The sequence below is a fragment of the Kitasatospora sp. NPDC059747 genome (assembly GCF_042732955.1).
Lineage (GTDB): Bacteria > Actinomycetota > Actinomycetes > Streptomycetales > Streptomycetaceae > Kitasatospora.
The window spans coordinates 46,840-67,712 of the sequence record NZ_JBHWGV010000038.1 but is presented as its reverse complement, the minus strand read 5'-3'; the positions used below and the strand labels follow the sequence as shown (position 1 = coordinate 67,712).

The 20,873-nt window shown below is 73.1% G+C and carries 20 protein-coding genes; 12 read left to right on the top strand and 8 right to left on the bottom strand.

Annotated features, from left to right (window positions below; genetic code table 11):
- Nucleotides 1-9: 9 nt before the first annotated feature.
- Together ppgK and ACFV4G_RS18775 are read right to left on the bottom strand one after the other, a co-directional pair.
- Nucleotides 10-756 carry a polyphosphate--glucose phosphotransferase gene (gene ppgK / locus ACFV4G_RS18780; RefSeq protein ID WP_380441635.1) on the bottom strand — a complete coding sequence of 249 codons (747 nt, stop codon included), beginning with the start codon at nt 754-756 and terminating at the stop codon, nt 10-12.
- 132 nt (nt 757-888) lie between these two features.
- Nucleotides 889-1,863, bottom strand: coding sequence for a 4-hydroxy-3-methylbut-2-enyl diphosphate reductase (locus ACFV4G_RS18775; RefSeq protein ID WP_380441633.1), 975 nt, complete (start codon nt 1,861-1,863; stop codon nt 889-891).
- A gap of 87 nt (nt 1,864-1,950) precedes the next feature.
- On the opposite strand from ACFV4G_RS18775, the gene ACFV4G_RS18770 reads away from it, so the two are divergent.
- Nucleotides 1,951-3,363, top strand: a complete 1,413-nt coding sequence (locus ACFV4G_RS18770; protein WP_380441630.1) for an APC family permease — start codon at nt 1,951-1,953, stop codon at nt 3,361-3,363.
- Between the two features lie 10 nt (nt 3,364-3,373).
- Complete coding sequence (gene xseA / locus ACFV4G_RS18765) at nt 3,374-4,600, top strand: exodeoxyribonuclease VII large subunit (protein WP_380441628.1); 1,227 nt, start codon at nt 3,374-3,376, stop codon at nt 4,598-4,600.
- Here the strand turns inward: xseA and ACFV4G_RS18760 are convergent.
- A complete protein-coding gene (locus ACFV4G_RS18760; protein ID WP_380441626.1) occupies nt 4,597-5,085 on the bottom strand; it encodes a GNAT family N-acetyltransferase in 489 nt (162 codons plus the stop codon). The genes xseA and ACFV4G_RS18760 overlap by 4 nt on opposite strands.
- Before the next feature lie 101 nt (nt 5,086-5,186).
- Here ACFV4G_RS18760 and ACFV4G_RS18755 point away from each other — a divergent pair, with 101 nt between their 5' ends.
- Nucleotides 5,187-5,447, top strand: coding sequence for an exodeoxyribonuclease VII small subunit (locus ACFV4G_RS18755; protein WP_380441625.1), 261 nt, complete (start codon nt 5,187-5,189; stop codon nt 5,445-5,447).
- A 148-nt stretch (nt 5,448-5,595) separates the two neighbouring features.
- A complete protein-coding gene (locus tag ACFV4G_RS18750) occupies nt 5,596-6,198 on the top strand; it encodes a malonic semialdehyde reductase (RefSeq protein ID WP_380441623.1) in 603 nt (200 codons plus the stop codon).
- Between the two features lie 127 nt (nt 6,199-6,325).
- On the opposite strand, the gene ACFV4G_RS18745 is transcribed toward ACFV4G_RS18750, so the two are convergent.
- Nucleotides 6,326-6,841, bottom strand: coding sequence for a DUF4245 domain-containing protein (locus tag ACFV4G_RS18745; RefSeq protein WP_380441621.1), 516 nt, complete (start codon nt 6,839-6,841; stop codon nt 6,326-6,328).
- Nucleotides 6,842-7,089: 248 nt separating this feature from the next.
- Here ACFV4G_RS18745 and glpX point away from each other — a divergent pair, with 248 nt between their 5' ends.
- A complete protein-coding gene (gene glpX, locus ACFV4G_RS18740) occupies nt 7,090-8,130 on the top strand; it encodes a class II fructose-bisphosphatase (protein WP_359963404.1) in 1,041 nt (346 codons plus the stop codon).
- 99 nt (nt 8,131-8,229) lie between these two features.
- Here the strand turns inward: glpX and ACFV4G_RS18735 are convergent, their stop codons facing one another.
- Together ACFV4G_RS18735 and ACFV4G_RS18730 are read right to left on the bottom strand one after the other, a co-directional pair.
- A complete protein-coding gene (locus ACFV4G_RS18735) occupies nt 8,230-8,604 on the bottom strand; it encodes a WhiB family transcriptional regulator (protein WP_380441661.1) in 375 nt (124 codons plus the stop codon).
- 346 nt (nt 8,605-8,950) lie between these two features.
- Nucleotides 8,951-9,676: a DUF1707 domain-containing protein gene (locus tag ACFV4G_RS18730; protein WP_380441659.1), complete on the bottom strand. Its 726-nt coding sequence runs from the start codon at nt 9,674-9,676 to the stop codon at nt 8,951-8,953.
- 206 nt (nt 9,677-9,882) lie between these two features.
- Here ACFV4G_RS18730 and ACFV4G_RS18725 point away from each other — a divergent pair, with 206 nt between their 5' ends.
- The 3 genes from ACFV4G_RS18725 to ACFV4G_RS18715 all read left to right on the top strand — a co-directional run bounded on the left by ACFV4G_RS18725 (nt 9,883) and on the right by ACFV4G_RS18715 (nt 12,340).
- Complete coding sequence (locus tag ACFV4G_RS18725) at nt 9,883-11,550, top strand: fumarate hydratase (RefSeq protein WP_380441619.1); 1,668 nt, start codon at nt 9,883-9,885, stop codon at nt 11,548-11,550.
- 134 nt (nt 11,551-11,684) lie between these two features.
- Nucleotides 11,685-11,918: a type II toxin-antitoxin system VapB family antitoxin gene (locus ACFV4G_RS18720; RefSeq protein WP_380441617.1), complete on the top strand. Its 234-nt coding sequence runs from the start codon at nt 11,685-11,687 to the stop codon at nt 11,916-11,918.
- Nucleotides 11,918-12,340, top strand: a complete 423-nt coding sequence (locus ACFV4G_RS18715) for a PIN domain-containing protein (protein ID WP_380441657.1) — start codon at nt 11,918-11,920, stop codon at nt 12,338-12,340. The genes ACFV4G_RS18720 and ACFV4G_RS18715 overlap by 1 nt, the downstream gene beginning before the upstream one ends.
- A gap of 15 nt (nt 12,341-12,355) precedes the next feature.
- On the opposite strand, the gene ACFV4G_RS18710 is transcribed toward ACFV4G_RS18715, so the two are convergent.
- Nucleotides 12,356-13,114, bottom strand: a complete 759-nt coding sequence (locus ACFV4G_RS18710) for a GntR family transcriptional regulator (RefSeq protein ID WP_380441615.1) — start codon at nt 13,112-13,114, stop codon at nt 12,356-12,358.
- Nucleotides 13,115-13,280: 166 nt separating this feature from the next.
- Here ACFV4G_RS18710 and ACFV4G_RS18705 point away from each other — a divergent pair, with 166 nt between their 5' ends.
- Nucleotides 13,281-13,559, top strand: coding sequence for a hypothetical protein (locus ACFV4G_RS18705; protein WP_380441613.1), 279 nt, complete (start codon nt 13,281-13,283; stop codon nt 13,557-13,559).
- A gap of 534 nt (nt 13,560-14,093) precedes the next feature.
- On the opposite strand, the gene ACFV4G_RS18700 is transcribed toward ACFV4G_RS18705, so the two are convergent.
- The gene (locus ACFV4G_RS18700) at nt 14,094-14,378 is read right to left on the bottom strand and encodes a hypothetical protein (RefSeq protein WP_380441611.1); all 285 of its coding nucleotides are present in this window, start codon (nt 14,376-14,378) and stop codon (nt 14,094-14,096) included.
- Nucleotides 14,379-14,592: 214 nt separating this feature from the next.
- Between ACFV4G_RS18700 and ACFV4G_RS18695 the strand changes: the two genes are divergently transcribed.
- From ACFV4G_RS18695 to ACFV4G_RS18685, 3 genes are all read left to right on the top strand, one after another.
- On the top strand, nt 14,593-17,574 hold the full coding sequence (locus tag ACFV4G_RS18695) for a BTAD domain-containing putative transcriptional regulator (protein WP_380441609.1): 2,982 nt from the start codon (nt 14,593-14,595) through the stop codon (nt 17,572-17,574).
- Between the two features lie 507 nt (nt 17,575-18,081).
- Nucleotides 18,082-18,846 (top strand): methyltransferase domain-containing protein, encoded by a 765-nt coding sequence (locus ACFV4G_RS18690; RefSeq protein ID WP_380441607.1) that lies wholly within the window; start codon nt 18,082-18,084, stop codon nt 18,844-18,846.
- A gap of 102 nt (nt 18,847-18,948) precedes the next feature.
- Nucleotides 18,949-20,754 (top strand): SpoIIE family protein phosphatase, encoded by a 1,806-nt coding sequence (locus ACFV4G_RS18685; RefSeq protein ID WP_380441605.1) that lies wholly within the window; start codon nt 18,949-18,951, stop codon nt 20,752-20,754.
- Nucleotides 20,755-20,873 lie beyond the last annotated feature (119 nt).

The following is a 20,873-nucleotide window of genomic DNA, read 5'->3' as shown; positions in this document are numbered from 1 at the left end:
CGGGCGGCCTCAGCCGGCCGCGCGGGCCGCGGCCATGGCGGCGCCGACGATGCCCGCGTCGTTGCGCAGCTCCGCGGGCACGACCCGGGCCCCGCGCTCGCGCAGCAGCGGCAGGAACTTCTGGTGCTTGCGGCTCACCCCGCCGCCGATCACGATCAGCTGCGGCGAGAACAGCATGTCCACCAGGTCCAGGTACTCGTCGACCCGCCCGGCCCACTGCTCCCAGCTCAGGTCGTGCCGCTCCTTCGCCGCCGAGGAGGCCCGGCGCTCGGCGTCCTTGCCGCGCAGCTCCAGGTGGCCCAGCTCGGTGTTGGGCACCAGCACGCCGTCCACGAAGAGCGCGCTGCCGATGCCGGTGCCGAAGGTGAGCACCAGGACCACGCCGGACTGCTCCCGGCCGGCGCCGTGCGCGGTCTCGGCGAGGCCGGCCGCGTCGGCGTCGTTGAGGACGGTCGCGGGCAGGTCCAGCGCCTCGCGGAACAGCCCCTCGGCGTCCAGGCCGATCCAGCCCTTGTCGACGTTGGCGGCCGTCCTGGTCCGGCCGTCGACCACCACGCCGGGGAAGGTCAGCCCGACCGGGCCCTCGTGGCCGAAGTGCCGGACCACCTCCCGGACGGCGGCGACCACGGCCTCGGGGGCGGACGGCTGCGGGGTGAGCACCTTGTGGCGTTCCTCGGCCAGGGCGCCGCGGCCCAGGTCGACCGGGGCGCCCTTGATGCCCGAACCGCCGATGTCCACTCCGAATACCGCCGTCATCACGACCGCCCTCCGCCGGATGCCGCGGACCGTCGTCCACAGCCTGTGCACAAAACTACGAGAGGCCGCGCGGCCGCGCACAGCAGAAAGGCCCGGCGCCCCGGGTGGGGCACCGGGCCTCGCGGCACGGCGCTACAGCTTGCCCGCGGCCTCGGCGCGCAGGTCGCGGCGCAGCTCCTTGGGCAGCGAGAAGGTCAGGTGCTCCTCGGCGGTCTTGACGGTCTCGACCGTGTCGTAGCCGCGGGCGGCCAGGAACTCCAGCACGCCGTCGACGAGGATCTCCGGCACCGAGGCGCCGCTGGTGAGGCCGACGGTCGTGACGCCCTCCAGCCACTCCTCGCGGATCTCCTCGGCGAAGTCCACCAGGTGGGCGGCCTTGGCGCCGTACTCCAGGCCGACCTCGACCAGGCGGACCGAGTTGGAGGAGTTCTTGGAGCCGACGACGATCAGCAGGTCGGTCTCGGGGGCGAGCTGCTTGACGGCGACCTGGCGGTTCTGGGTCGCGTAGCAGATGTCGTCGCTGGGCGGGCTGACCAGGAGCGGGAAGCGCTTCTTCAGCTCGCCGACGGTCGCCATGGTCTCGTCCACCGAGAGGGTGGTCTGGGACAGCCAGACGACCTTGGACTCGTCCCGGACCTGCACGTTGGCCACGTCCTCGGCGCCGTCCACCAGGTGGATCCGCTCCGGGGCCTCGCCCATCGTGCCGATGACCTCCTCGTGGCCCTCGTGGCCCACCAGCAGGATGTCGTAGTCCTCGTCGGCGAAGCGGACGGCCTCCTTGTGCACCTTGGTGACCAGGGGGCAGGTGGCGTCGATGGTGGCCAGCTTGCCGGCCTTCGCCTCGTCGTGGACGGACGGGGCGACCCCGTGCGCGGAGAAGACCACGATCGAGCCCTCGGGCACCTGCTCCGTCTCCTCGACGAAGACCGCGCCCTTCTTCTCCAGGGTCTGCACCACGTACTTGTTGTGGACGATCTGCTTGCGGACGTAGACGGGGGCCCCGTACTGCTCCAGGGCCTTCTCCACGGCGATCACGGCGCGGTCGACTCCCGCGCAGTAGCCCCGGGGGGCGGCGAGCAGGACACGGCGCTGCGCGGTGTTGGACATGGGTCCATCGTACGGGCGGCGGGGAGCCGCGCCGACGGGAGGCGCAATCCGGACGGATCCGGTCGCCGGTGCTCAAATGTGGTGCTCATGAGTGAGCGAATCGCGCAGGACGCCCAGGGCGGCGCGGGCGGCACGGGCGGCGAGGGCGGCCTGCGACGCAGCCTGGGCGTGCGCGACCTGATGGTCTACGGGCTGCTGTTCATCGCCCCGATGGCCCCGGTCGGCGTGTTCGGCGTGCTGGACGCCAAGAGCCGCGGCGCCGTCGCCACGGTGTACCTGGCGGCGACGGTCGCGATGGGCTTCACGGCGTTCTCGTACGCGCAGATGGTGCGCGCGGTGCCGCGGACCGGGTCGGTGTTCGCGTACGCACGGGCCGGGCTCGGCGAGGGGCCCGGGTTCGTCGCCGGGTGGATGGCGATGCTCGACTACCTGCTGATCCCCGCGGTCGCGTACCTCTTCTCGGGGATCGCGCTGCACTCGCTGGTGCCGGGCGTCTCGCGCTGGGTGTGGACGGCGCTCGCGGTCGTGGTGACCACGGCGCTCAACCTGGTCGGGGTCCGGACGGCGGCCTCGGTCGGCTTCGCGGTGCTCGCCATGGAGATCGCGGTGCTCGCGGTGTTCGTCGTCGCGGCCGTGGTGGTGCTGGTCCAGGACGGCGCCCGGCGCGCCTGGGACACGCCGTTCACCGCCGTCGGCCCCTTCTCGCTGACGGCGGTGATCTCGGCGGTGTCCGTCGCGGTGCTCTCCTACCTGGGCTTCGACGCGATCGCGACGTTCGTCGAGGAGGCGGTGGGGGCGTCGGCGGCGGTGGCGCAGGCGGTGCTGTGGTGCCTGGCGCTGGCCGGGGTGCTGTTCGTCGCGCAGACGTACCTGGCGGCGCTGCTGGAGCCGCTCACCCCGGCGCAGCTGGCGGCCGACCCGGTGGCGCAGGGTTCGGCGTTCTACGACACCGTTGAGGCCGGCGTCGGGCACTGGCTGCACGTGCTGGTGGCGGCGAGCAAGGCGATCGGCGCGGCCTTCGCGGCGCTGGCCGGGCAGGCGGCGGCCGGTCGGCTGGTCTTCGCGATGGGCCGCGAGGGGCGGCTGCCGCGGCTGCTCGGCTCGGTCGACCCGGTCTCGGCGGTGCCGCGCCGGGCGCTGCTCGCGGCGGCGGTGATCACGCTGGCGGCGGCGGTCTGGGCGGCGAACCGGGACGACGGCCTCGACCGGCTCACCTCGGTGGTGAACGTGGGCGCGCTGACCGCCTTCGCGCTCCTGCACGCCTCCGTCGTCGGCTGGTACGCGGTGCGGCACGGCTCGCGCGACCGGCTGCGGCACGTGGTGGTGCCGGTGCTGGGGATCGCGGTGATCGGGGCGGTGGTGTACGAGGCCTCGACGACGGCGCAGGTCGTCGGGGTGGCGTGGCTGGCGGTCGGGCTGGTGGTGCTGGCCGTGCAGGGTTCGGTCGGCACGGGCGGCACGGGCGGCACGGGCGGAGACGCTGTCGGCGGGCGCCGTTAGCCTCGTACGCATGGCCAACAGCAGCTCTCCCGAAGCCCCGCTCCCGGTCGGCAAGGTCTCCGCGCTGATCGGCGGCTGGATCGACCGGCTCGGCGCGGTGTGGGTGGAGGGGCAGATCACCCAGCTCAGCCGGCGGCCCGGGGCGGGCGTGGTGTTCCTGACGCTGCGCGACCCGCAGGCCGACGTGTCGCTCACGGTGACGTGCTTCCGGTCGGTCTTCGACCAGGTCGCGGACGTCGTGCAGGAGGGCGCGCGGGTCGTCGTGCACGCCAAGCCGGAGTGGTACGCGGCGCGCGGGCAGCTGTCGCTGCGGGCCTCGGAGATCCGGCCGGTCGGGCTCGGCGAGTTGCTGGCCCGGCTGGAGCAGCTCAAGCGGCGGCTCGCCGGGGAGGGGCTGTTCGCGGCCGAGCGGAAGCGGCCGCTGCCGTTCCTGCCGCAGTGCGTCGGGCTGGTCACCGGGCGCGGCTCGGCGGCCGAGCGGGACGTCCTGGAGAACGCCCGGCGGCGCTGGCCGGCCGTCCGCTTCGAGGTGCGGAACGTGCCGGTGCAGGGCGTCAGCGCGGTGGAGCGGGTGAGCGCGGCCGTCCGGGAGCTGGACGAGCACCCCGAGGTGGACGTGATCATCGTGGCCCGGGGCGGCGGCAGCGTCGAGGACCTGCTGCCGTTCTCGGACGAGGGGCTGGTGCGGCTGGTCGCGGCGGCGCGGACGCCGGTGGTCAGCGCGATCGGGCACGAGCCGGACCAGCCGCTGCTGGACTTCGTCGCCGACCTGCGCGCGTCCACTCCGACCGACGCCGCCAAACGGGTGGTGCCGGACGTCGGCGAGGAGCTCGCCAAGGTGCTCCACCTGCGGGACCGGGCCCGGCGGTACGTCCACGGGCGGGTCGAGCGCGAGCAGCACGGGCTGGACGGTGTGCGCAGCCGCCCGGTGCTGGCCGCGCCGCACCGGATGCTGGACGGGCGGGGCCAGGAGGTGGACGGGCTGCTGGAGCGGGCCCGGCGCACCCTGCGGCACCGGCTGGACCACGCGCAGAGCGACCTCGGGCACACGCTGGCCCGGGTGGTCGCGCTCTCCCCCGCGGCCACCCTGGAGCGCGGCTACGCGGTGCTCCAGCGGGCGGACGGCACGGTGGTGACGGATCCGGGCCAGGTCGCCTCCGGGGAGGCGCTGCACGCCCGGGTGGCGGGCGGCGGGTTCGGCGTCACGGTGGCCGAGGAGGGGGCCTCCGCGGGCTAGAACGAGCGCTGGCGGGAGAGCGCCGTCGAGTGCTCGCCGAAGCCGAGGCTGCGGTAGAGCGCCTCGCCGCCACTGCTCGCGTGCAGGTCGATCCGGCCGACCCGGTGGTCGTCGAACCACTGCAGCAGCGCCTCGGTGCAGGCCCGGGCGTAGCCGCGCAGCCGGTGGCCGGGGTCGGTGCAGATGTTGAAGACGAAGCCGAAGCGGCCCTCCGGGTTGCCGGGCGCGGGCAGCCGCTCCTCCAGCGTGCCGACGGCGCAGGCGGCGAGCCGGCCGGGCCGCGCGGGGTCGTCGACGACGAAGGACGGCATGGTGAGCGCGCCGGCCGGGACGGCGAGGCGCTCGCGCAGCACCCGCTCGGCGGTGGCCTGCCAGGGGCCGGGGCCGGCCTGGGCGGCCATGCCCGGCATCGCTTCGAACATCAGGTTGCGCAGCCGGACCAGCTCGGGCGCGTCGGCCGGGGCGGCGGGGCGGACGTCGATCATGCGGCGGAGGGTAGTGCCGGGGCGCGGCCGTGCGCACCCGAATTCCACCCGGCGCGGCCGTTGTGCCGGCTCTGTCGGCGTGAGCCCCTAGTCTGGCTCGCATGGCAGAGCAGCAGGAGCAGGACCGCCCCGGCGAGGTGCCGCAGGGCGCGGACGACGCCCTCGGCTACGAGCACGCGCGGGACGCGCTGCTGGAGGTCGTCCGGCAGCTGGAGAACGGCGGCACGTCGCTGGAGGAGTCGCTGGCGCTCTGGGAGCGCGGCGAGCAGCTGGCGAAGGTCTGCCAGCGCTGGCTGGACGGTGCCCGTGCCCGGCTGGACGCCGCGCTGGCCGCCGAGGAGGGCACCGGGGCCGGGGAGTGACCGGTCCCGGGGGGCACCGGCGTCACTTTCGAAGTGATGTGCGCCACATACCACTTGGGAATAGTTGAAACTTCACCTATGTTGGGAGCAGTGACCGACCGCGGTCGGCCACACCGACGACCCCCCCTCCCGCATGAGGTGCAGAAGCATGACCACCGACGCCCTGGTACTCGACGCCGCCGCTCAGGACCTGCTGTTCCGCGAGGCGCGCACGGCGAACACCTTCACCGACGAGCCGGTCTCCGAGGAGCAGGTCCAGGCCATCTACGACCTGGTCAAGTACGGCCCGACCGCCTTCAACCAGCAGCCGCTGCGCGTCGTCCTGGTCCGCTCGGCCGAGGGCCGCGAGCGCCTGGTCCAGCACCTGGCGGACGGCAACAAGGCCAAGACCGCCGCCGCCCCGCTGGTCGCCATCCTGGCCGTGGACAACGAGTTCCACGAGGAGCTGCCGACCCAGTTCCCGCACTTCCCGCAGGCCAAGGACGTGTTCTTCTCGGAGCGCCCGGCCCGCGAGGGCTCCGCCCGCCTGAACGGCGCCCTGCAGGCCGGCTACTTCATCATCGGCGTCCGCGCCGCCGGCCTGGCCGCCGGCCCGATGACCGGCTTCGACGCCGAGGGCATCAACAAGGAGTTCTTCGGTGACGGCGAGCACTCGGTGCTGGCCGTGGTGAACATCGGCAAGCCGGGCGAGGACGCCTGGTTCCCGCGTTCGCCGCGCCTGGCCTACGACGAGGTCGTCACCACCGTCTGACGCGCCCGGCCATGCGGAAGGGCCCGCACCGGATCATCCGGTGCGGGCCCTTCGGCGTACGGCCCCTGCGGCGTATGGCCTCTGCGGCGCGCGGCCTGTTCGGCGCGCGGCCCGAACGGCCTACGGCCTACTTGAGCGCCTGCGCCAGCTCGGCGAGCTCGTCGTACGAGGCGGTGCCGGTCAGGAGCGTCGTGCCGCCGCCGTCCTGCGAGGTCAGCGCCCGGGCCTTGGCGCCCTGCACGCGGTCCCACGTGCGGCCGGCCACCTCCGCGGTGCCGTCCGGCTTGGCGCCGTCGACCTTGTCCGACACCAGCGACTCGCGCGGGACGTCGCTCTGCTCGACCGCCGCGTACTGCCCGGACGGCGTGACGAAGCCCAGGTGCCAGGCGTTGCCCTTGCCGTTGCTCTGCGCGGCCGACTGGTAGCTGACCGACGTGGCGCGCCACTTGTCGGACAGCCCCTCCGGGGCGACCAGCTTGTACGGCGCGGCGCGCTTCGCGGTGGCCGCCTCGACCCGGTACTCGACCTTGTGCTGGGGCACGCTGTCCGCGTCGTGCGGAAGGAACAGGTACCCGATCCACACCACGCCGCCGACCGCCAGCATCGACAGGACCATGTCCCGCACGGTCTGCCGGCCCCTCATGCCCTTGCTCTCTCCTGCCACCCCCACATGGTGACTCATCCACACACCGGACAGGTCACCCGGGGTGCCCGCGTACGGGTGAAGCGGGACGAACCGGTGGTTACCGGGAGGGAGCCGGGCCGAGCGTGGCGACCCGCGCCACAGACAGTCATCTCTAAGGCAGATACGATCGCAGGACCCTCACCACGGCGTTCGACCAGGCAGTAGTCGGGCGCTCACTGGCCGTCGCGTACAGAGAGGTAACGACGATGACCACGCAGTACCCGCACCACCTTCCCAGTGCCCTTGAGGTCGCGCCCGAGGCTCCCGACCGGAACCTCGCGCTCGAACTCGTCCGGGTCACCGAGGCGGCGGCGATGGCAGCCGGCCGGTGGGTCGGCCGCGGCGACAAGAACGGCGCCGACGGCGCGGCCGTCAAGGCCATGCGCACCCTCGTCTCGACCGTCTCGATGAACGGCGTGGTCGTCATCGGCGAGGGCGAGAAGGACGAGGCCCCGATGCTCTACAACGGCGAGCGGGTCGGCGACGGCACCGGCGCCGAGTGCGACGTCGCGGTCGACCCGGTCGACGGCACGACGCTCACCGCCAAGGGCATGAACAACGCCGTCGCGGTGCTCGCGGTCGCCGACCGCGGCACGATGTTCGACCCCAGCGCCGTGTTCTACATGGACAAGCTGGTCGCCGGGCCGGAGGCCGCCGACTTCGTCGACATCACCGCCCCGCCGGCCGTCAACATCCGCCGGGTCGCCAAGGCCAAGGGCAGCGCCGTCGAGGACGTCACGGTCGTCGTCCTCGACCGCCCGCGCCACGACGGTCTGGTCCGCCAGATCCGCGAGGCGGGCGCCCGGATCAAGTTCATCTCGGACGGCGACGTGGCCGGCGCCATCATGGCCGCCCGCGAGGGCACCGGCGTCGACCTGCTGATGGGCGTCGGCGGCACCCCCGAGGGCATCATCGCGGCCTGCGCGATGAAGTGCATGGGCGGCGTGATCCAGGGCCGCCTGTGGCCCAAGGACGACGCCGAGCGGCAGAAGGCCCTCGACGCCGGGCACGACCTCGACCGGGTCCTCACCACCGACGACCTGGTCAGCGGCGAGAACGTGTTCTTCGTCGCGACCGGCATCACCGACGGCGAACTGCTGCGCGGCGTCCACTACCGCTCGGAGACCGCCACCACCAGCTCGCTGGTGATGCGTTCCAAGAGCGGCACCATCCGCGAGATCCACTCCACCCACAAGCTGTCCAAGCTGCGGGCCTACAGCGCGATCGACTTCGACCGCGCCAACTGAGGCTCCAGGGCCTGGAGTTCACAGCCCGACACGACGCGGCCCCGGCGGAATCCCCCTCCGCCGGGGCCGCGGCGCGTTCCGGCGCGCGATCCGGCGCCGTCAGCCCGCTATCCGCCGGTGGGCCGTCGACACCCGGGCCGCCTCGCGCAGCTCCGACTCCCGGCGGCGGCGACGGGCCAGCACCACGCGCCGCTCGGCGGCCGTCAGCCCACCCCAGACGCCGTACGGCTCCGGCTGCGCCAGCGCGTGCTCACGGCACTCCAGCAGCACCGGGCAGCGGGCGCAGACCCGCTTCGCCTGGTCCTCGCGCGACAGCCGGGCCGCCGTCGGCTCCTTGGACGGCGCGAAGAACAGCCCCACCTCGTCCCGACGGCACGCGGCGCCGGTGTGCCAGGGGTTGTCCTCCCCTTGGGGCCCCTGACCGGCCGGTGAGCCCTGCGGCTGCGGGCGGCTGTCGGGGCGGGGCTCCAACAGCTGCGCGGCGGCGACGGGCGAGGTGGTGCGGGACTCGATCGGATGCAGCACGGCCGTACTCCTGACGAGACTCTCGGACACGGGGAAGCTCGCTCCCCTGCCCGGCTGCGAGCCCCCGCTCTCCACCCCCGGGCCGGCCGCTGGCCGCCCCCGGTGCGCAGCCGTACAAGAAGCGATGTGCGAGAGGGAATACCCCGTCGGGCCGCGATTCATGCACACTGCACGCAATCGACTACTCGCTGCACCCGCCGCAACGCCGAGTGCCCGGCCGGGAGTTGCTCCCGCGGCCGGGCACCGGTCGGATCACGCGCAGGTCGGCGGCCGGACAGGCGCCGGCCAACGCCCGCTACTCGACGCCGAGTTGCTTGCGCACCCACTCCTTGAGCTTCTTGCCCCGGCGCGGCTTGGCGTCGCAGCCGCCGAAGATCGCCGTGCCCCGGATCCGGACCACCGGGGCGTAAGGGTCCGCCGCCGTCTGCTCCTTGACGTCGAAGCCGCCGAAGATGCCGACGCCGCCGCCGTGCAGGCTGACGTTCTCCGGCACCCGGACCTCGACGCCGCCGAACAGCGCCAGCACGTCGATGACGACCTCCGGCGACTCGAAGACGGCGTCGCTCAGGTCGATGTCCACGCCGCCGAAGACCGCGACCACCTTCAGGTGCGAGCCGACCCGCCAGCGGCCCTTGCGGGACGCCCCGCCGAAGATCGCCACCATCTGGGGCGCCTCCTGACGGGCCGGCGGCTGCGCCGGGACGGACGGGCGGGCGGCGGGGGCGTCCAGCGGCGGCTTCTCGAAGGAGAGCGGACGGTGGCTGGGCAGGTCGCGGGTGAGCGGCGCCAGCTCGCCCAGGGTCTTCGCCGCGTACGCGGCCTCGATGCGCTCGGCGTGCTCGTCGACGTCCAGCCGGCCCTCGGCGTAGGCGTCGCGCAGCAGGTCGGCCACCCGCTCGCGGTCGGCGTCCGAGGCCCGCAGCTCGGCCTCGGCCACCGGGGCGTGCGCGGGCGCCGGCGCCGGCCGGTCCGGCCGCTCGGGCCGCGGCTGCGGTTCGGGATGGTTCTCGGGCTTGGTCATCGGCACGGGCGCCGGCACGGGCGGCCGACCCTGATCGTCCTGCGGCGGCGAGTTGTCCACGGGCCAAGACTAGTCGCTCGCACTGCTGCCCGAGTGAGCCCGGTCACGCAAGGCGGACCTGTCCGCGTGCACGCGATCGCCGGGTCCTACCCTGGATGGTGCTTCGCCGACGCAGCCGGATCACTGGAAACCTAAGGACCGCCCCCATGGCTCCCACGCCAGACTTCGAGTACAGCGACCTGCTCCCCCTGGGCGCTGACCCGACCCCGTACCGCAAGCTCACCTCCGAGGGCGTCTCCACCTTCGAGGCCGGCGGCCGCACCTTCCTCCAGGTCGAGCCCGAGGCGCTGCGCCTGCTCACCGCCGAGGCGATGCACGACATCTCGCACTACCTGCGCCCCGCGCACCTCGCCCAGCTGCGCCGCATCCTGGACGACCCGGAGGCCAGCCCCAACGACCGCTTCGTCGCGCTGGACCTGCTGAAGAACGTCAACATCTCGGCCGGCGGCATCCTGCCGATGTGCCAGGACACCGGCACCGCGATCGTCATGGGCAAGCGCGGCCAGAACGTGCTCACCTCCGGCGCCGACGAGTCCGCCATCGCGCGCGGCGTGTACGACGCGTACACCAAGCTCAACCTGCGCTACTCCCAGATGGCCCCGGTGACCATGTGGGACGAGAAGAACACCGGCAACAACCTGCCGGCCCAGATCGAGCTGTACGCCACCGACGGCGACGCGTACAAGTTCCTGTTCATGGCCAAGGGCGGCGGCTCCGCCAACAAGTCGTACCTGTACCAGGAGACGAAGGCCATCCTGAACGAGGCGAGCATGCTCTCGTTCCTGGAGCAGAAGATCCGCTCGCTCGGCACCGCCGCGTGCCCGCCGTACCACCTGGCCATCGTGATCGGCGGCACCAGCGCCGAGTTCGCGCTCAAGACCGCCAAGTACGCCTCGGCGCACTACCTCGACCACCTGCCGACCTCCGGCGACGCGAAGACCGGGCACGGCTTCCGCGACCTGGAGCTGGAGCAGAAGGTCACCGAGCTGACCCAGAAGATCGGCATCGGCGCGCAGTTCGGCGGCAAGTACTTCTGCCACGACGTGCGCGTCGTGCGCCTGCCGCGCCACGGCGCCTCGCTGCCGGTCGCCATGGCCGTCTCCTGCTCCGCCGACCGCCAGGCGCTCGGCAAGATCACCGCCGAGGGCGTGTTCCTGGAGCAGCTGGAGACGGACCCGGCCAAGTACCTGCCGGACACCACCGACGAGCACCTGGACGACGACGTGGTGCGCGTCGACCTCGACCAGCCGATGTCCGCGATCCGCAGCGAGCTGTCCAAGTACCCGGTGAAGACCCGGCTCTCGCTCACCGGCACGCTCGTCGTCGCCCGCGACATCGCGCACGCCAAGATCAAGGAGCGCCTGGACGCCGGCGAGGGCATGCCCAAGTACCTCCAGGACCACCCGGTCTACTACGCGGGCCCGGCCAAGACCCCCGAGGGCTACGCCTCCGGCTCCTTCGGCCCTACCACGGCGGGCCGGATGGACTCCTACGTCGACCAGTTCCAGGCGGCCGGCGGCTCGATGGTCATGCTCGCCAAGGGCAACCGCAGCAAGCAGGTCACCGACGCGTGCGCCGCGCACGGCGGCTTCTACCTCGGCTCGATCGGCGGCCCGGCGGCCCGGCTCGCCCAGGACTGCATCAAGAAGGTCGAGGTCCTGGAGTACGCCGAGCTCGGCATGGAGGCCGTCTGGCGCATCGAGGTCGAGGACTTCCCGGCCTTCATCGTCGTCGACGACAAGGGCAACGACTTCTTCCGCGAGACCACCGAGGGCCCGCTGATCACCAACCTCCGGGTGCGCTCGAAGGAGTAGCCCTCCCCCGGTCCCACCCCACCGCCCCGGCCGCCTCCGTGCGCCCGGGGCGGTTTCGGATACCGGCGCGGGCTGAACGTGGGTACCGTGGATGAGAGAGGTGGATCACCCACATCGTCCACGGAGGCGCGCAGGTGAGTATGACCAACATCGATGTCGACGACACGATCCTTGCGGAGGCCATGCGGTTGATGGGGACGACGACGAAGAAGGACACGGTCAACAACGCCCTCGCCGACTACGTCAACCGACTGAAGCGGCTGGAGGCTCTGGAGAAGCTGTCCCGCCGAGCCGCCGCAGGCGAGTTCGAGCCGACCGTCCGGGTCTACGAGGCCCGCAAGCGGGCGCAGCGGGAGGAAGCCGAATGATCGACAGCTTCCTGATCGACACCTCGGCCTACGTGCGGCTGGTGTCGGACCGTGAGCTTCGGTCGCAGTGGTGGGGACACATCGAGTCCGGCCTGATCAGGATCAGCAAGTCCACCAGGACCGAGATCCTCTTCTCCGCCCGGAACTCGGCGCATCGGGACGACTTGGAGGACGAACTCGCGGCACTGTTCGGCCCGACCGTCGGCGCCCCGAAGTCAATCTGGGAGTGGATCGACACCGCCCAGTACAAGCTGACCCAGAAAGGCCAGCACCGAGCGGCCGGGCTGGCAGACCTGCTGCTGGCCGGCACCGCCGTCCACCACGACATGACCGTCCTGCACCTGGACGACGACTTCGCCACCGTCGCTCGGGTCATCACCGATCTCCGCGAGCAGGACATCCGACGGCCGGCCGTCGGCTGACGGTCACAGCGGAGCTCACGCGTCGAAGTCGTACTCCAGCACGTAGGACGCGGCGTCGAGGATCATCTCGTTCAGCTCGACGACCTGGCCCTCGTCGGCGAAGGCGGTGCGGCAGATCAGGATCACCGGGGTGCCGGCGGTCAGGTCCAGGCGCACGCCCTCCTCGGCGCTCGGCATGCGCGAGCGCACCTCCTCGCGGAAGTGGACGGGCTTCGCGCCGATCTCGGCAAGGCGGGCGTAGGTGCCGCCCGGGCCGGTGTCCTCGCGGGTGATCGCCGTGCCGGCGACCAGGACCGCCGGGAGGTAGGACGTGGACAGCAGCACCGGCTTGCCGTCCAGGACGAAGCGACGGTGGCGCACGCACATCGGCTCGCCCGGGTCGACGCCGAGGACGCGGGCCACGTGCTCGGGCGCGCCGCGCTCGGTGACCGACACCTGGTCGACGACGAGGGTGCGCCGGTCGATGTCCGCGGACCATATCGACCGCCCGGAGCCCCACTGGCCCTGCGCGAGCCGCTGGATCCCGTGCCGGCGCAGCGGGCGGAAGTCCCGCACGAACACCCCGGCGCCCCGGCGGGCCTCGGCGATGCCCTCGCTCTGCAGCACCCCGAGGGCCTGGCGGGCGGTCATCCGGGCGACGCCGTACTCGTCCATGAGGTCGTTCTCGCCCGGCAGCCGGTCGCCCGCGCGGTACTCGCCGGCGTCGATGGCCGCCCTGAGCGTGTCGGCGATCCGCTGGTACTTGGGCTGCTTGTCGCCACTGCTGCCGGTCATCGCCGCTCCCTCTCCCTCTCGGAAATCGTAGGCGCGCCCGCGGTCGCAAGTAAGCGGATACGACCGTTGACATCTCTAGAGATATTAGCTTCTCTAGAGATGCTGGGTAGTCGCCGAGCGTCACCACGGACGCGCGGACGGCGACCGCAGAGCTAGGGAGGGTTCGGTGAATCCCCGTCAGCGCAACGCCGCCGCCTACCGGCCGCACGCGGGTGACCGCGTCCTCGACCGCAGGACCGGGCGCACCGGCATCTACATGGACACCATCGGCGGCGAGCACTACCTCCGCCCCGAGTCCGGCGGCCGCGAATGGACCGCCGACCCGACCCACGTCGCCCCGGCCCCCGCCCCGGCCGACGACGGCCCGGACTCCGATCCGACCGGAAGACCCCGCCGCCCCGCCCGCGGCCGCTGCCGCCACCTCGGCGGGGAGCGCGCCGGCTAGCGGCACGGAACGAGATCGTCATTCGTTAAAATGGCGACAACCGCCATTGCCCTGCAAAATCCAGCAAAACGGCCATCCAAGACATCGCGGCGTTTTCCCCCGAATCCGGAATTCCGGAAAGGATCCGGGGCCGCCACGAAACTCCCGGGGGAGAATTCGGGGCCGGCGCCGCGAAGGAGGCCGACGGGCGGGATCCGACCACCGCCGTGCCCCTGAAAACGACGAACGCCCCGCACTCGCCAGTTGCGAACGCAGGGCGCGACCTTGACGTCCAGTCAGGGACGGCTGAAGATGACCCCGGCGAAGGCGCCGGTGGCCGTCACCACGGAACCGGCGGCCAGAAGGGCCGTCGACACCGCTACCACCGCAATACGACGAAGCTTGCTCATGACAACCTCGCTATCGAACTGATCGGCTCTGCCTGGGGGGCCGGCGACCGGAATCCGGATCGCCGGGCGGTGCGCGCGGGGCCGTCGACAGTGCATGCCCGGCGCCTCACCAGGGGTGCGGCACCGGGCGGACGGCCCGGGTCACTTACGGCCGGCTGTTGATGACACCGAGCGGGACGGTCTCGCCGGGCTTGCCCTGGGGGTGCTGCGGCTCCTCCACCTCGCCGCCGCCCATGAGCTCCTGGGGGTCGACGTGCTGCTCGTCCGCGGGCACTATGTACCCGGCCACGTTCGACGCGGCGTCGGCCACCGCCGCGTCGGCGGCGGGAGTCGCGGTGGCCACGGCGCCGGCGGGCTGGCCCGCGGCGGCCCCGTTGGCGTTCGGCGCGGCCTGCGGAGTCACAGTGCTGGTGGGGTCATTCTCGGCCATGGGTTGGCTGCCTTTCAGGTCATTGAGGTCTGCTCGCGCCCGACTGACTCGACCAAGGCGCCGGGACAGTATCGTAGGAGCCGTTAAATGTCCTATAAACATCGCGCCGCCGGAGCCGCTCTCCGGTGTTTACAGCCGCCCGCCTAAGCTGATGCGACCACAGCGGGACCACCCAAGCGCCCCGCGCACCCGCCACAGGTCAATCGGGGGATTCATGGAGCCTCAGGAAACGCCGCACAGCAAGGCGCTGCGCTTCCAGGTGCTCGGCCCCATGCAGGCGTGGCGCGGCGAGCAGCCCCTGTCGCTGGGATCCCCCCAGCAGCAGGCCGTCCTGACCTCGCTGTTGCTCCAGCAGGGCCGCCCGGTCACGACGCAGGACCTGGTGGACGGCATCTGGGGCGAACGGCCCCCGCCGCAGGCCATCGCCGCGCTGCGGACGTACGTCTCGCGGCTGCGCACGGTCATCGAGCCGCACCGAGAGGTGCGCGCGCCGGCCGAGATCCTCGTCTCGGTGAGCGACGGGTACGCGCTGCGGATCTCCTCCGGGACGCTGGACCTCTCGGTGTTCGAAACCACCGTCACCGAGGCCGCCACCGCCCGGACCAAGGGGGACCCGGCCGAAGCACACCGGCTGCTCGTCTCCGCCCTGGCGCTGTGGAGAGGTCGGGCCCTGGCCGGTGTGCCGGGACCGTACGCCGACTCCCAGCGGCTGCGGCTGGCCGAGCGACACGTGTCGGTCTGGGAAGAGTGCTGCGCGGTCGCGCTGGAGATCGGCCTGCACACCGAGGTCGTCGCCGAGCTGAGCTCGCTGACGTCGGAACACCCGCTGCGGGAACGCCTGCGGGAGCTGCTGATGCTCGCGCTGTACCGCTGCGGGCGGCAGGCCGAGGCGCTCGGCGTCTACACCGACACGCGCAAGCTGCTGATCGACGAGCTCGGCGTAGAACCGGGTGCGGGGCTCTCCGCGATGCACGCCCGCATCCTGGCCGGCGACCCCGCCCTGACCCCGCCCACCGGCACCGGCCCCGCCGCCGTCCGGCACGACGCCACGACCAGCGTGCCGGCGCCGGCACAACTGCCCGCCGACGTATCGGACTTCAGCGGACGCGAAGGGCTGGTCAACGAGCTCCGCGCGGTGCTCCAGAGCGCCACCGGCCAGGCCGTCGTGGTGACGTCGCTGGCCGGCATCGGAGGGGTCGGCAAGACGACGCTCGCGGTGCACGTCGCCCACAGCGTGCGGGCCGAGTTCCCCGACGGCCAGCTGTACGTCGACCTGCGCGGCGCGGGCGCCTCACCGGCCGAACCCGCCGTCGTCCTGGGCGACTTCCTGCACGCCCTCGGCGTCACCGAGATCCCGGACTCGGTGGAGCAGCGCTCCGCCCTGTACCGCTCGCTGCTGGCGAACCGCCGGATGCTCATCCTGCTCGACAACGCCCAGGACGCGGACCAGCTGCGGCCGCTGATCCCCGGGGTGTCGGGCTGTGCGGTGCTGGCCACCAGCCGGTCGCGGCTCGCCGGGATCCCGGGCGCGCATCTGGTGGACGTCGAGGAACTGACGCCCGCCGAGGCCCTGGCGCTGTTCTCCGCCATCGTCGGCGAGCAGCGCGTCTCCTCGGAGCCGGACGCGGCCCTGGCGGTGGTCACCGCCTGCGGCTTCCTGCCCCTGGCCGTCCGCATCGCCGCGGCCCGGCTCGCCAGCCGGCCGCGCTGGAGCATCTCGGACCTCGCCCGGCGCTTAGCGGACCAACGGCGGCGGCTCGACGAGCTGCAGCTGGGCAACCTCGCGGTGGAAACGACGATCGGGCTCGGGTACGGCCAACTGCGCGCCGACGAGGCCCGTGCCTTCCGCCTGCTCTCCCTCGTGGACTCCCCCGACCTGCCGCTGGACGCCGTGGCGGCACTCCTCGGCGAGGCCGAGGAGCGTGCCGAGGACCTGGCCGAGGCACTGGTCGAGGCGAACATGCTGGAGTGCTTCACGCCCGGGCGCTACCGCTACCACGACCTCCTGCGGCTCTACGCCCAGCGGCAGAACGAGAAGTCCGCGGACACGCAGGAGCAGCAGCAGGCGGTGCTCCGGCTGCTGGAGCACCTGCTGCCGACGCTGCGCACCGCCGCGCAGGCCATCGAGCCCGACGATCTGCTCTTCGAGACGCTGGATGAACTGAAGGCGCCGGGGCTCGGCCTGTCGACCGCCGCCGACGCCCAGCAGTGGCTGCGCGCCGAGACCGGCATGCTGCTGAGCACGCTCGAGGCGGCGCTGGGAGGCCCGCCGAACCTGCTGCGGCCCGCTCTGGACCTGCTGATCACGCTCAACAGCATCGTCGAGGACCCGACTCACGCCCCCAGGACCCGGCGTCTGCTGGAGATCGCCGACTCCAACGCCCAGTCGCACGGGGACACCCGGGCGCTCGCCCGGGTCCACCTGGCCTGGGGCACGCTGGAGTACTTCGCGAACAACTTCCTGGGCGCCGAGAACTCCCTGCGCGAGAGCCTGTCGCTCCAGCACCCGGACGACGTCACGGTCGTGCGCTCGATGGTCACCAACACCCTCGGGATCATCCTGAGCATCGCCAACCGGAGCGCCGAAGCCCTGCCGTTCTTCGAGCAGGCGCTCTCGATCAGCCACGTCGTCGGCGCACCGATCAGCGAGGCGCGGCTGCTCGGGAACATCGCCCGGGCCCAGCTCGATGTCGGGCGGACCGCGGAGGCCGTCGAGTCCGTCCACGCGGCGGTGGCGAACGCGCGCAGGTCGGCGAACGGGGCCTGCCTCGCGGACACGGTGTACCAGCTCGGCGTCGTACTGTCGTCGACGGGTGCGCCGGTGGAGGCCGTCTCGCACCTCCGGGAGGCGCACAAGCTGTACCAGGAGCAGCAGAACCGGCTCCGCGAGGGGTACACGCTGGCCCGCCTCTCGGAGAGCCTGCTGGCGATCGGACAGGCCGGCGAGGCGGCCGAGGCGGCCGGCGAATCGCTGGCGATCGCCCAGGAGATCGACGGCGCCTACTGCCAGGGCCTCGCCAACGCGGCGCTCGGCGAGGCGCTGCTGGCGCTCGCGCAGCCGGCCCGCGGGCTGGCGTGTCTGCGGGAGGCGCACGCGATGTTCACGCGGCTCGGTGTGCCGGAGGCCTCCCCCGTGGCGGACCTCATCTCCCAGCAGCACACCGAGCCTGCCTCTTCCTCACCCCCGGCGCCGTGAGGCCTCCACCCCCCAGCGGAGATCCTCCCCCGATTCGCGTTGCGTCGGCGCCCCCGCAGCCCCCCGGCTGCGGGAGCGCCCTCAACGCTTCCCCGGCGCTGGTCCCTACTGTGCACCGCGCTGATTGACGTTCGATAAACGTCCGATTGTCAGCCTGCGGAGCGGTGAAAACCGCAGGTCAGCACCCACGCCCCCGGCGCGCTGTGCGGCGTGCGGGGCCGGCCCGCACCACCCCGGCCCGCACCGTCGTGCTTCCGCAACACCGTCCACAACGGCCCAAGAACGACGAGTTGGCCGGAAAGGGGCCCCACGGCGGTGTGATCACGCATATTCTCAGATGCCAGTGCACACACAAGTGCCGGCCGGCGACGTGCCAGAGTTTCGGAATGCCCAGTTCTCAGCGTGCGGAGTGCAGTCCGTCAGTGTGATGCGGGGAGCGTGACGCACCGCCACCGGCAGCGGCCGGCCAGGCTGGCGGAGGCCAGGGTGGAAGGGTGCCTCTCTATCGTGACGACCGGACAGATATCGGACCCGTTCCCCGTCGGCGAGGACGCGGGTGACGACGAGCCCGACACCCGGCGGCGCCGGGCCGTGCGGGCCTTGCAGGCGGTCGCCTTCGACACGATCGGCGCCGGGTACGGCGAGGCCTTCCCGGCCAAGGACGGACAGCTCGCGTGCGGACGGCGGCTGCTGGCGCAGCTGGAGCCGGGCGCCCGGGTCCTGGACGTCGGCTGCGGCACCGGGGAGCCGACGGTCCGCCAGCTGACCGCGGGCGGGCTGCGGGTCACCGCGACGGACCTCTCGGACGTGATGCTCACGCTGGCCGCGCAGGCCCACCACCCGGGGGAGCACCCGCCCGTCTTCCACCGGATCGACCTCTACGACCTGGGCACCGAGCGCGCCGGGCGGGTCTGGAACGTGCCCGGGCTCGGGCCGGACGGCGCGGGCGGGTTCGCCGCCGTCACCGCGTTCTTCTCGCTGATCCTGCTGCCCCAGGACGAGATCCCGACCGTCCTCGGCCGACTGCACGCGCTGCTGCGGCCGGGCGGGCTGCTGGCCCTCGGGATGGTCGAGGCCGATCTGGATCACGTTCCGCTTCCGTTCCTTGGCAGAGAGCTGCGGATCAGCGGGTATCTGCGGGAGGATCTGGAACGGGTTCTGGTCGCGTCCGGGTTCGCCGTCGAGGAGTGTTCGGGGCACCCGTACGCGCCGGCCAGTACCTCGCTGCCGCCGGAGGAGCAACTGTTCCTCTGCTGCCGACGCGTCGGCTGACCGCCCGGCGGCGGCTCCCGAGCACGCCGACAGCCGCGACAGCGGAAGAGACCAGCAAGCAGCACACCCCCAGAGCCCACCCCGAGCCCAGGACAGGCAGCCGTGCGCGACCAGCTCAACACCGAGGCCGGACAGCCGCCTGCGCTCCCCCAGCCGCGCAGCGAACCCGCGGCGGCCGGGCGCGACGACGTCGCCGGGCGCCTCGGCTGGCTCGACTCGGCGACCCGGCGGATCAACAGCGCCCTCGACCTCGCCGCGACGCTGCGCAACGTCGGCCGGGTGCTGGTCCCGGCCCTCGCCGACGCTGCCGTCGTCCACCTGCGCGACCCGCTGCCCAACGTCGAGCGCGAACCCGGCTTCCCCGACGAACTGCGGATCCACTACAGCACCGGCACCCGGATCGGGCGCCGCGGCCGCCCCAGCGGCGCGGAGGACCGCCGGCGCACCCGCTGGGGCACCCGCTCGAACGCCGACGGCGGGCCCGCCACCCCGGTGACCCGCGGCGGCGCCCTCGCGCACGCCCTGCTCAGCCGCCGCCCCGCCGAGGCCGCCGTGATCGGCACACCCGCCGCCGAGCGCACCGAGACGCTGCTGCGCGAGCTGTACGGCACCCGCGGGCTGGCCCGGCTCGGCGCGGGCACGTCCGTCCTCGCGCTGCCGCTGCGCGGGCGCAAGGCGGTGCTCGGTCTGCTCGTGCTGATCCGCCGGCCCCCCGAACGCACCGGCCGCCCGGCGTTCGACGCCGCCGACACCGCGACCGCCGCGCACCTCGCGACCCAGGCCGGGCTGGCCGTCGACACCGCCCTGCGGTACGCCCGCGAGTGGGAGATAGCCAACGAACTCCAGCGCAGCATGCTGCCGTTGCGCCTCCCGCAGCCGCACGGCGTGCGCCTCGCCCAGCGCTACCTGCCCGGCGAGCGCGGCGCCCAGGTCGGCGGCGACTGGTACGACGCGGTGCCGCTGCCCGGCAACCGGGTCGCCCTGATCGTCGGCGACGTGATGGGCCACTCGCTCACCTCGGCCGCCATCATGGGCCAGCTCCGCACCAGCGCGCAGACCCTGGCCGCGCTCGACCTGCCGCCCCACGAGGTGCTCTACCACCTGGACGAACAGGCCCAGCGGCTCGGCCGCGAACAGCACCTGGCCACCTGCGTCTACGCGGTGTACGACCCGATCGCCAACCGCGTGGTGATCGCCAACGCCGGGCACGTCCCGCCGGTGCTCGTACGGCCGGACGGGACGGCCGAGCTGGTCGAGCTCGACTCCGGGGCGCCGATCGGCGTCGGCGGGGTCGACTTCAACTCCGTCGAACTGCCCGCCCCGCCCGGCTCGGCCCTGCTGCTGTTCACTGACGGCCTGGTCGAGACCCGCAGCCGCCCGCTCAGCGACGGCCTCGAACTGCTCCGCGCCAAGATCGCCGGCTCCACCTGGCACGCCCCCGAGCAGCTGTGCCAGGAGGCCCTGCGGATCCTGCCGCCGGGCGACCGCGGCGACGACATCGCCCTGCTCGGCGCCTGCTTCGACGGCATCCCGGCCGGGGACGTCGCGCACTGGTACCTCCAGCCGCGCAACGAGACGCCGGGCCGGGCCCGCCGGCTGGCCGCGCACACGCTGCGCCGCTGGGGACTGGGCGAGCTCAGCGAGGCGACCGAACTGATGGTCAGCGAGCTCGTCACCAACGCCGTCCAGCACGCGACCCGTCCGGTCACCCTGAGCCTGGTGCGCACCACCCGGCTGCGCTGCGAGGTCGGCGACGACAGCCCGCTGCTGCCCCGCCCGCGCCGGACCGGCCCCGAGGACGAGCGGGGGCGCGGGCTGCAGATCGTGGCCCGCTGCGCCGACCGCTGGGGCGCGACCCGGCTGGGCACCGGCAAGGTGGTCTGGTTCGAGCAGCGGCTGCCGCAGTGACGACCGTGCCGACGGCCGGGGCCCGCGGGTAGTGTTACCGCCCGGGCCCCCTCGTGGGGGCGGGCAGTCCCCCCCCCGGTGCGTGGGCGCCCCCGCCACCCCCGCCCCGGGCCGCCGGG

What these genes read in the sequence shown, in the direction of transcription:
- ACFV4G_RS18700 (WP_380441611.1), bottom strand. Translation starts at nt 14,378, where the DNA reads ATGGCCGAGAATGACCCCACCAGCACTGTGACTCCGCAGGCCGCGCCG.
- ACFV4G_RS18745 (WP_380441621.1), bottom strand. Translation starts at nt 6,841, where the DNA reads ATGAGGGGCCGGCAGACCGTGCGGGACATGGTCCTGTCGATGCTGGCG.
- ppgK (WP_380441635.1), bottom strand. Translation starts at nt 756, where the DNA reads ATGACGGCGGTATTCGGAGTGGACATCGGCGGTTCGGGCATCAAGGGC.
- xseA (WP_380441628.1), top strand. Translation starts at nt 3,374, where the DNA reads ATGGCCAACAGCAGCTCTCCCGAAGCCCCGCTCCCGGTCGGCAAGGTC.
- ACFV4G_RS18755 (WP_380441625.1), top strand. Translation starts at nt 5,187, where the DNA reads ATGGCAGAGCAGCAGGAGCAGGACCGCCCCGGCGAGGTGCCGCAGGGC.
- ACFV4G_RS18730 (WP_380441659.1), bottom strand. Translation starts at nt 9,676, where the DNA reads ATGACCAAGCCCGAGAACCATCCCGAACCGCAGCCGCGGCCCGAGCGG.
- ACFV4G_RS18770 (WP_380441630.1), top strand. Translation starts at nt 1,951, where the DNA reads ATGAGTGAGCGAATCGCGCAGGACGCCCAGGGCGGCGCGGGCGGCACG.
- ACFV4G_RS18710 (WP_380441615.1), bottom strand. Translation starts at nt 13,114, where the DNA reads ATGACCGGCAGCAGTGGCGACAAGCAGCCCAAGTACCAGCGGATCGCC.
- ACFV4G_RS18725 (WP_380441619.1), top strand. Translation starts at nt 9,883, where the DNA reads ATGGCTCCCACGCCAGACTTCGAGTACAGCGACCTGCTCCCCCTGGGC.
- ACFV4G_RS18760 (WP_380441626.1), bottom strand. Translation starts at nt 5,085, where the DNA reads ATGATCGACGTCCGCCCCGCCGCCCCGGCCGACGCGCCCGAGCTGGTC.
- ACFV4G_RS18775 (WP_380441633.1), bottom strand. Translation starts at nt 1,863, where the DNA reads ATGTCCAACACCGCGCAGCGCCGTGTCCTGCTCGCCGCCCCCCGGGGC.
- ACFV4G_RS18750 (WP_380441623.1), top strand. Translation starts at nt 5,596, where the DNA reads ATGACCACCGACGCCCTGGTACTCGACGCCGCCGCTCAGGACCTGCTG.
- glpX (WP_359963404.1), top strand. Translation starts at nt 7,090, where the DNA reads ATGACCACGCAGTACCCGCACCACCTTCCCAGTGCCCTTGAGGTCGCG.
- ACFV4G_RS18695 (WP_380441609.1), top strand. Translation starts at nt 14,593, where the DNA reads ATGGAGCCTCAGGAAACGCCGCACAGCAAGGCGCTGCGCTTCCAGGTG.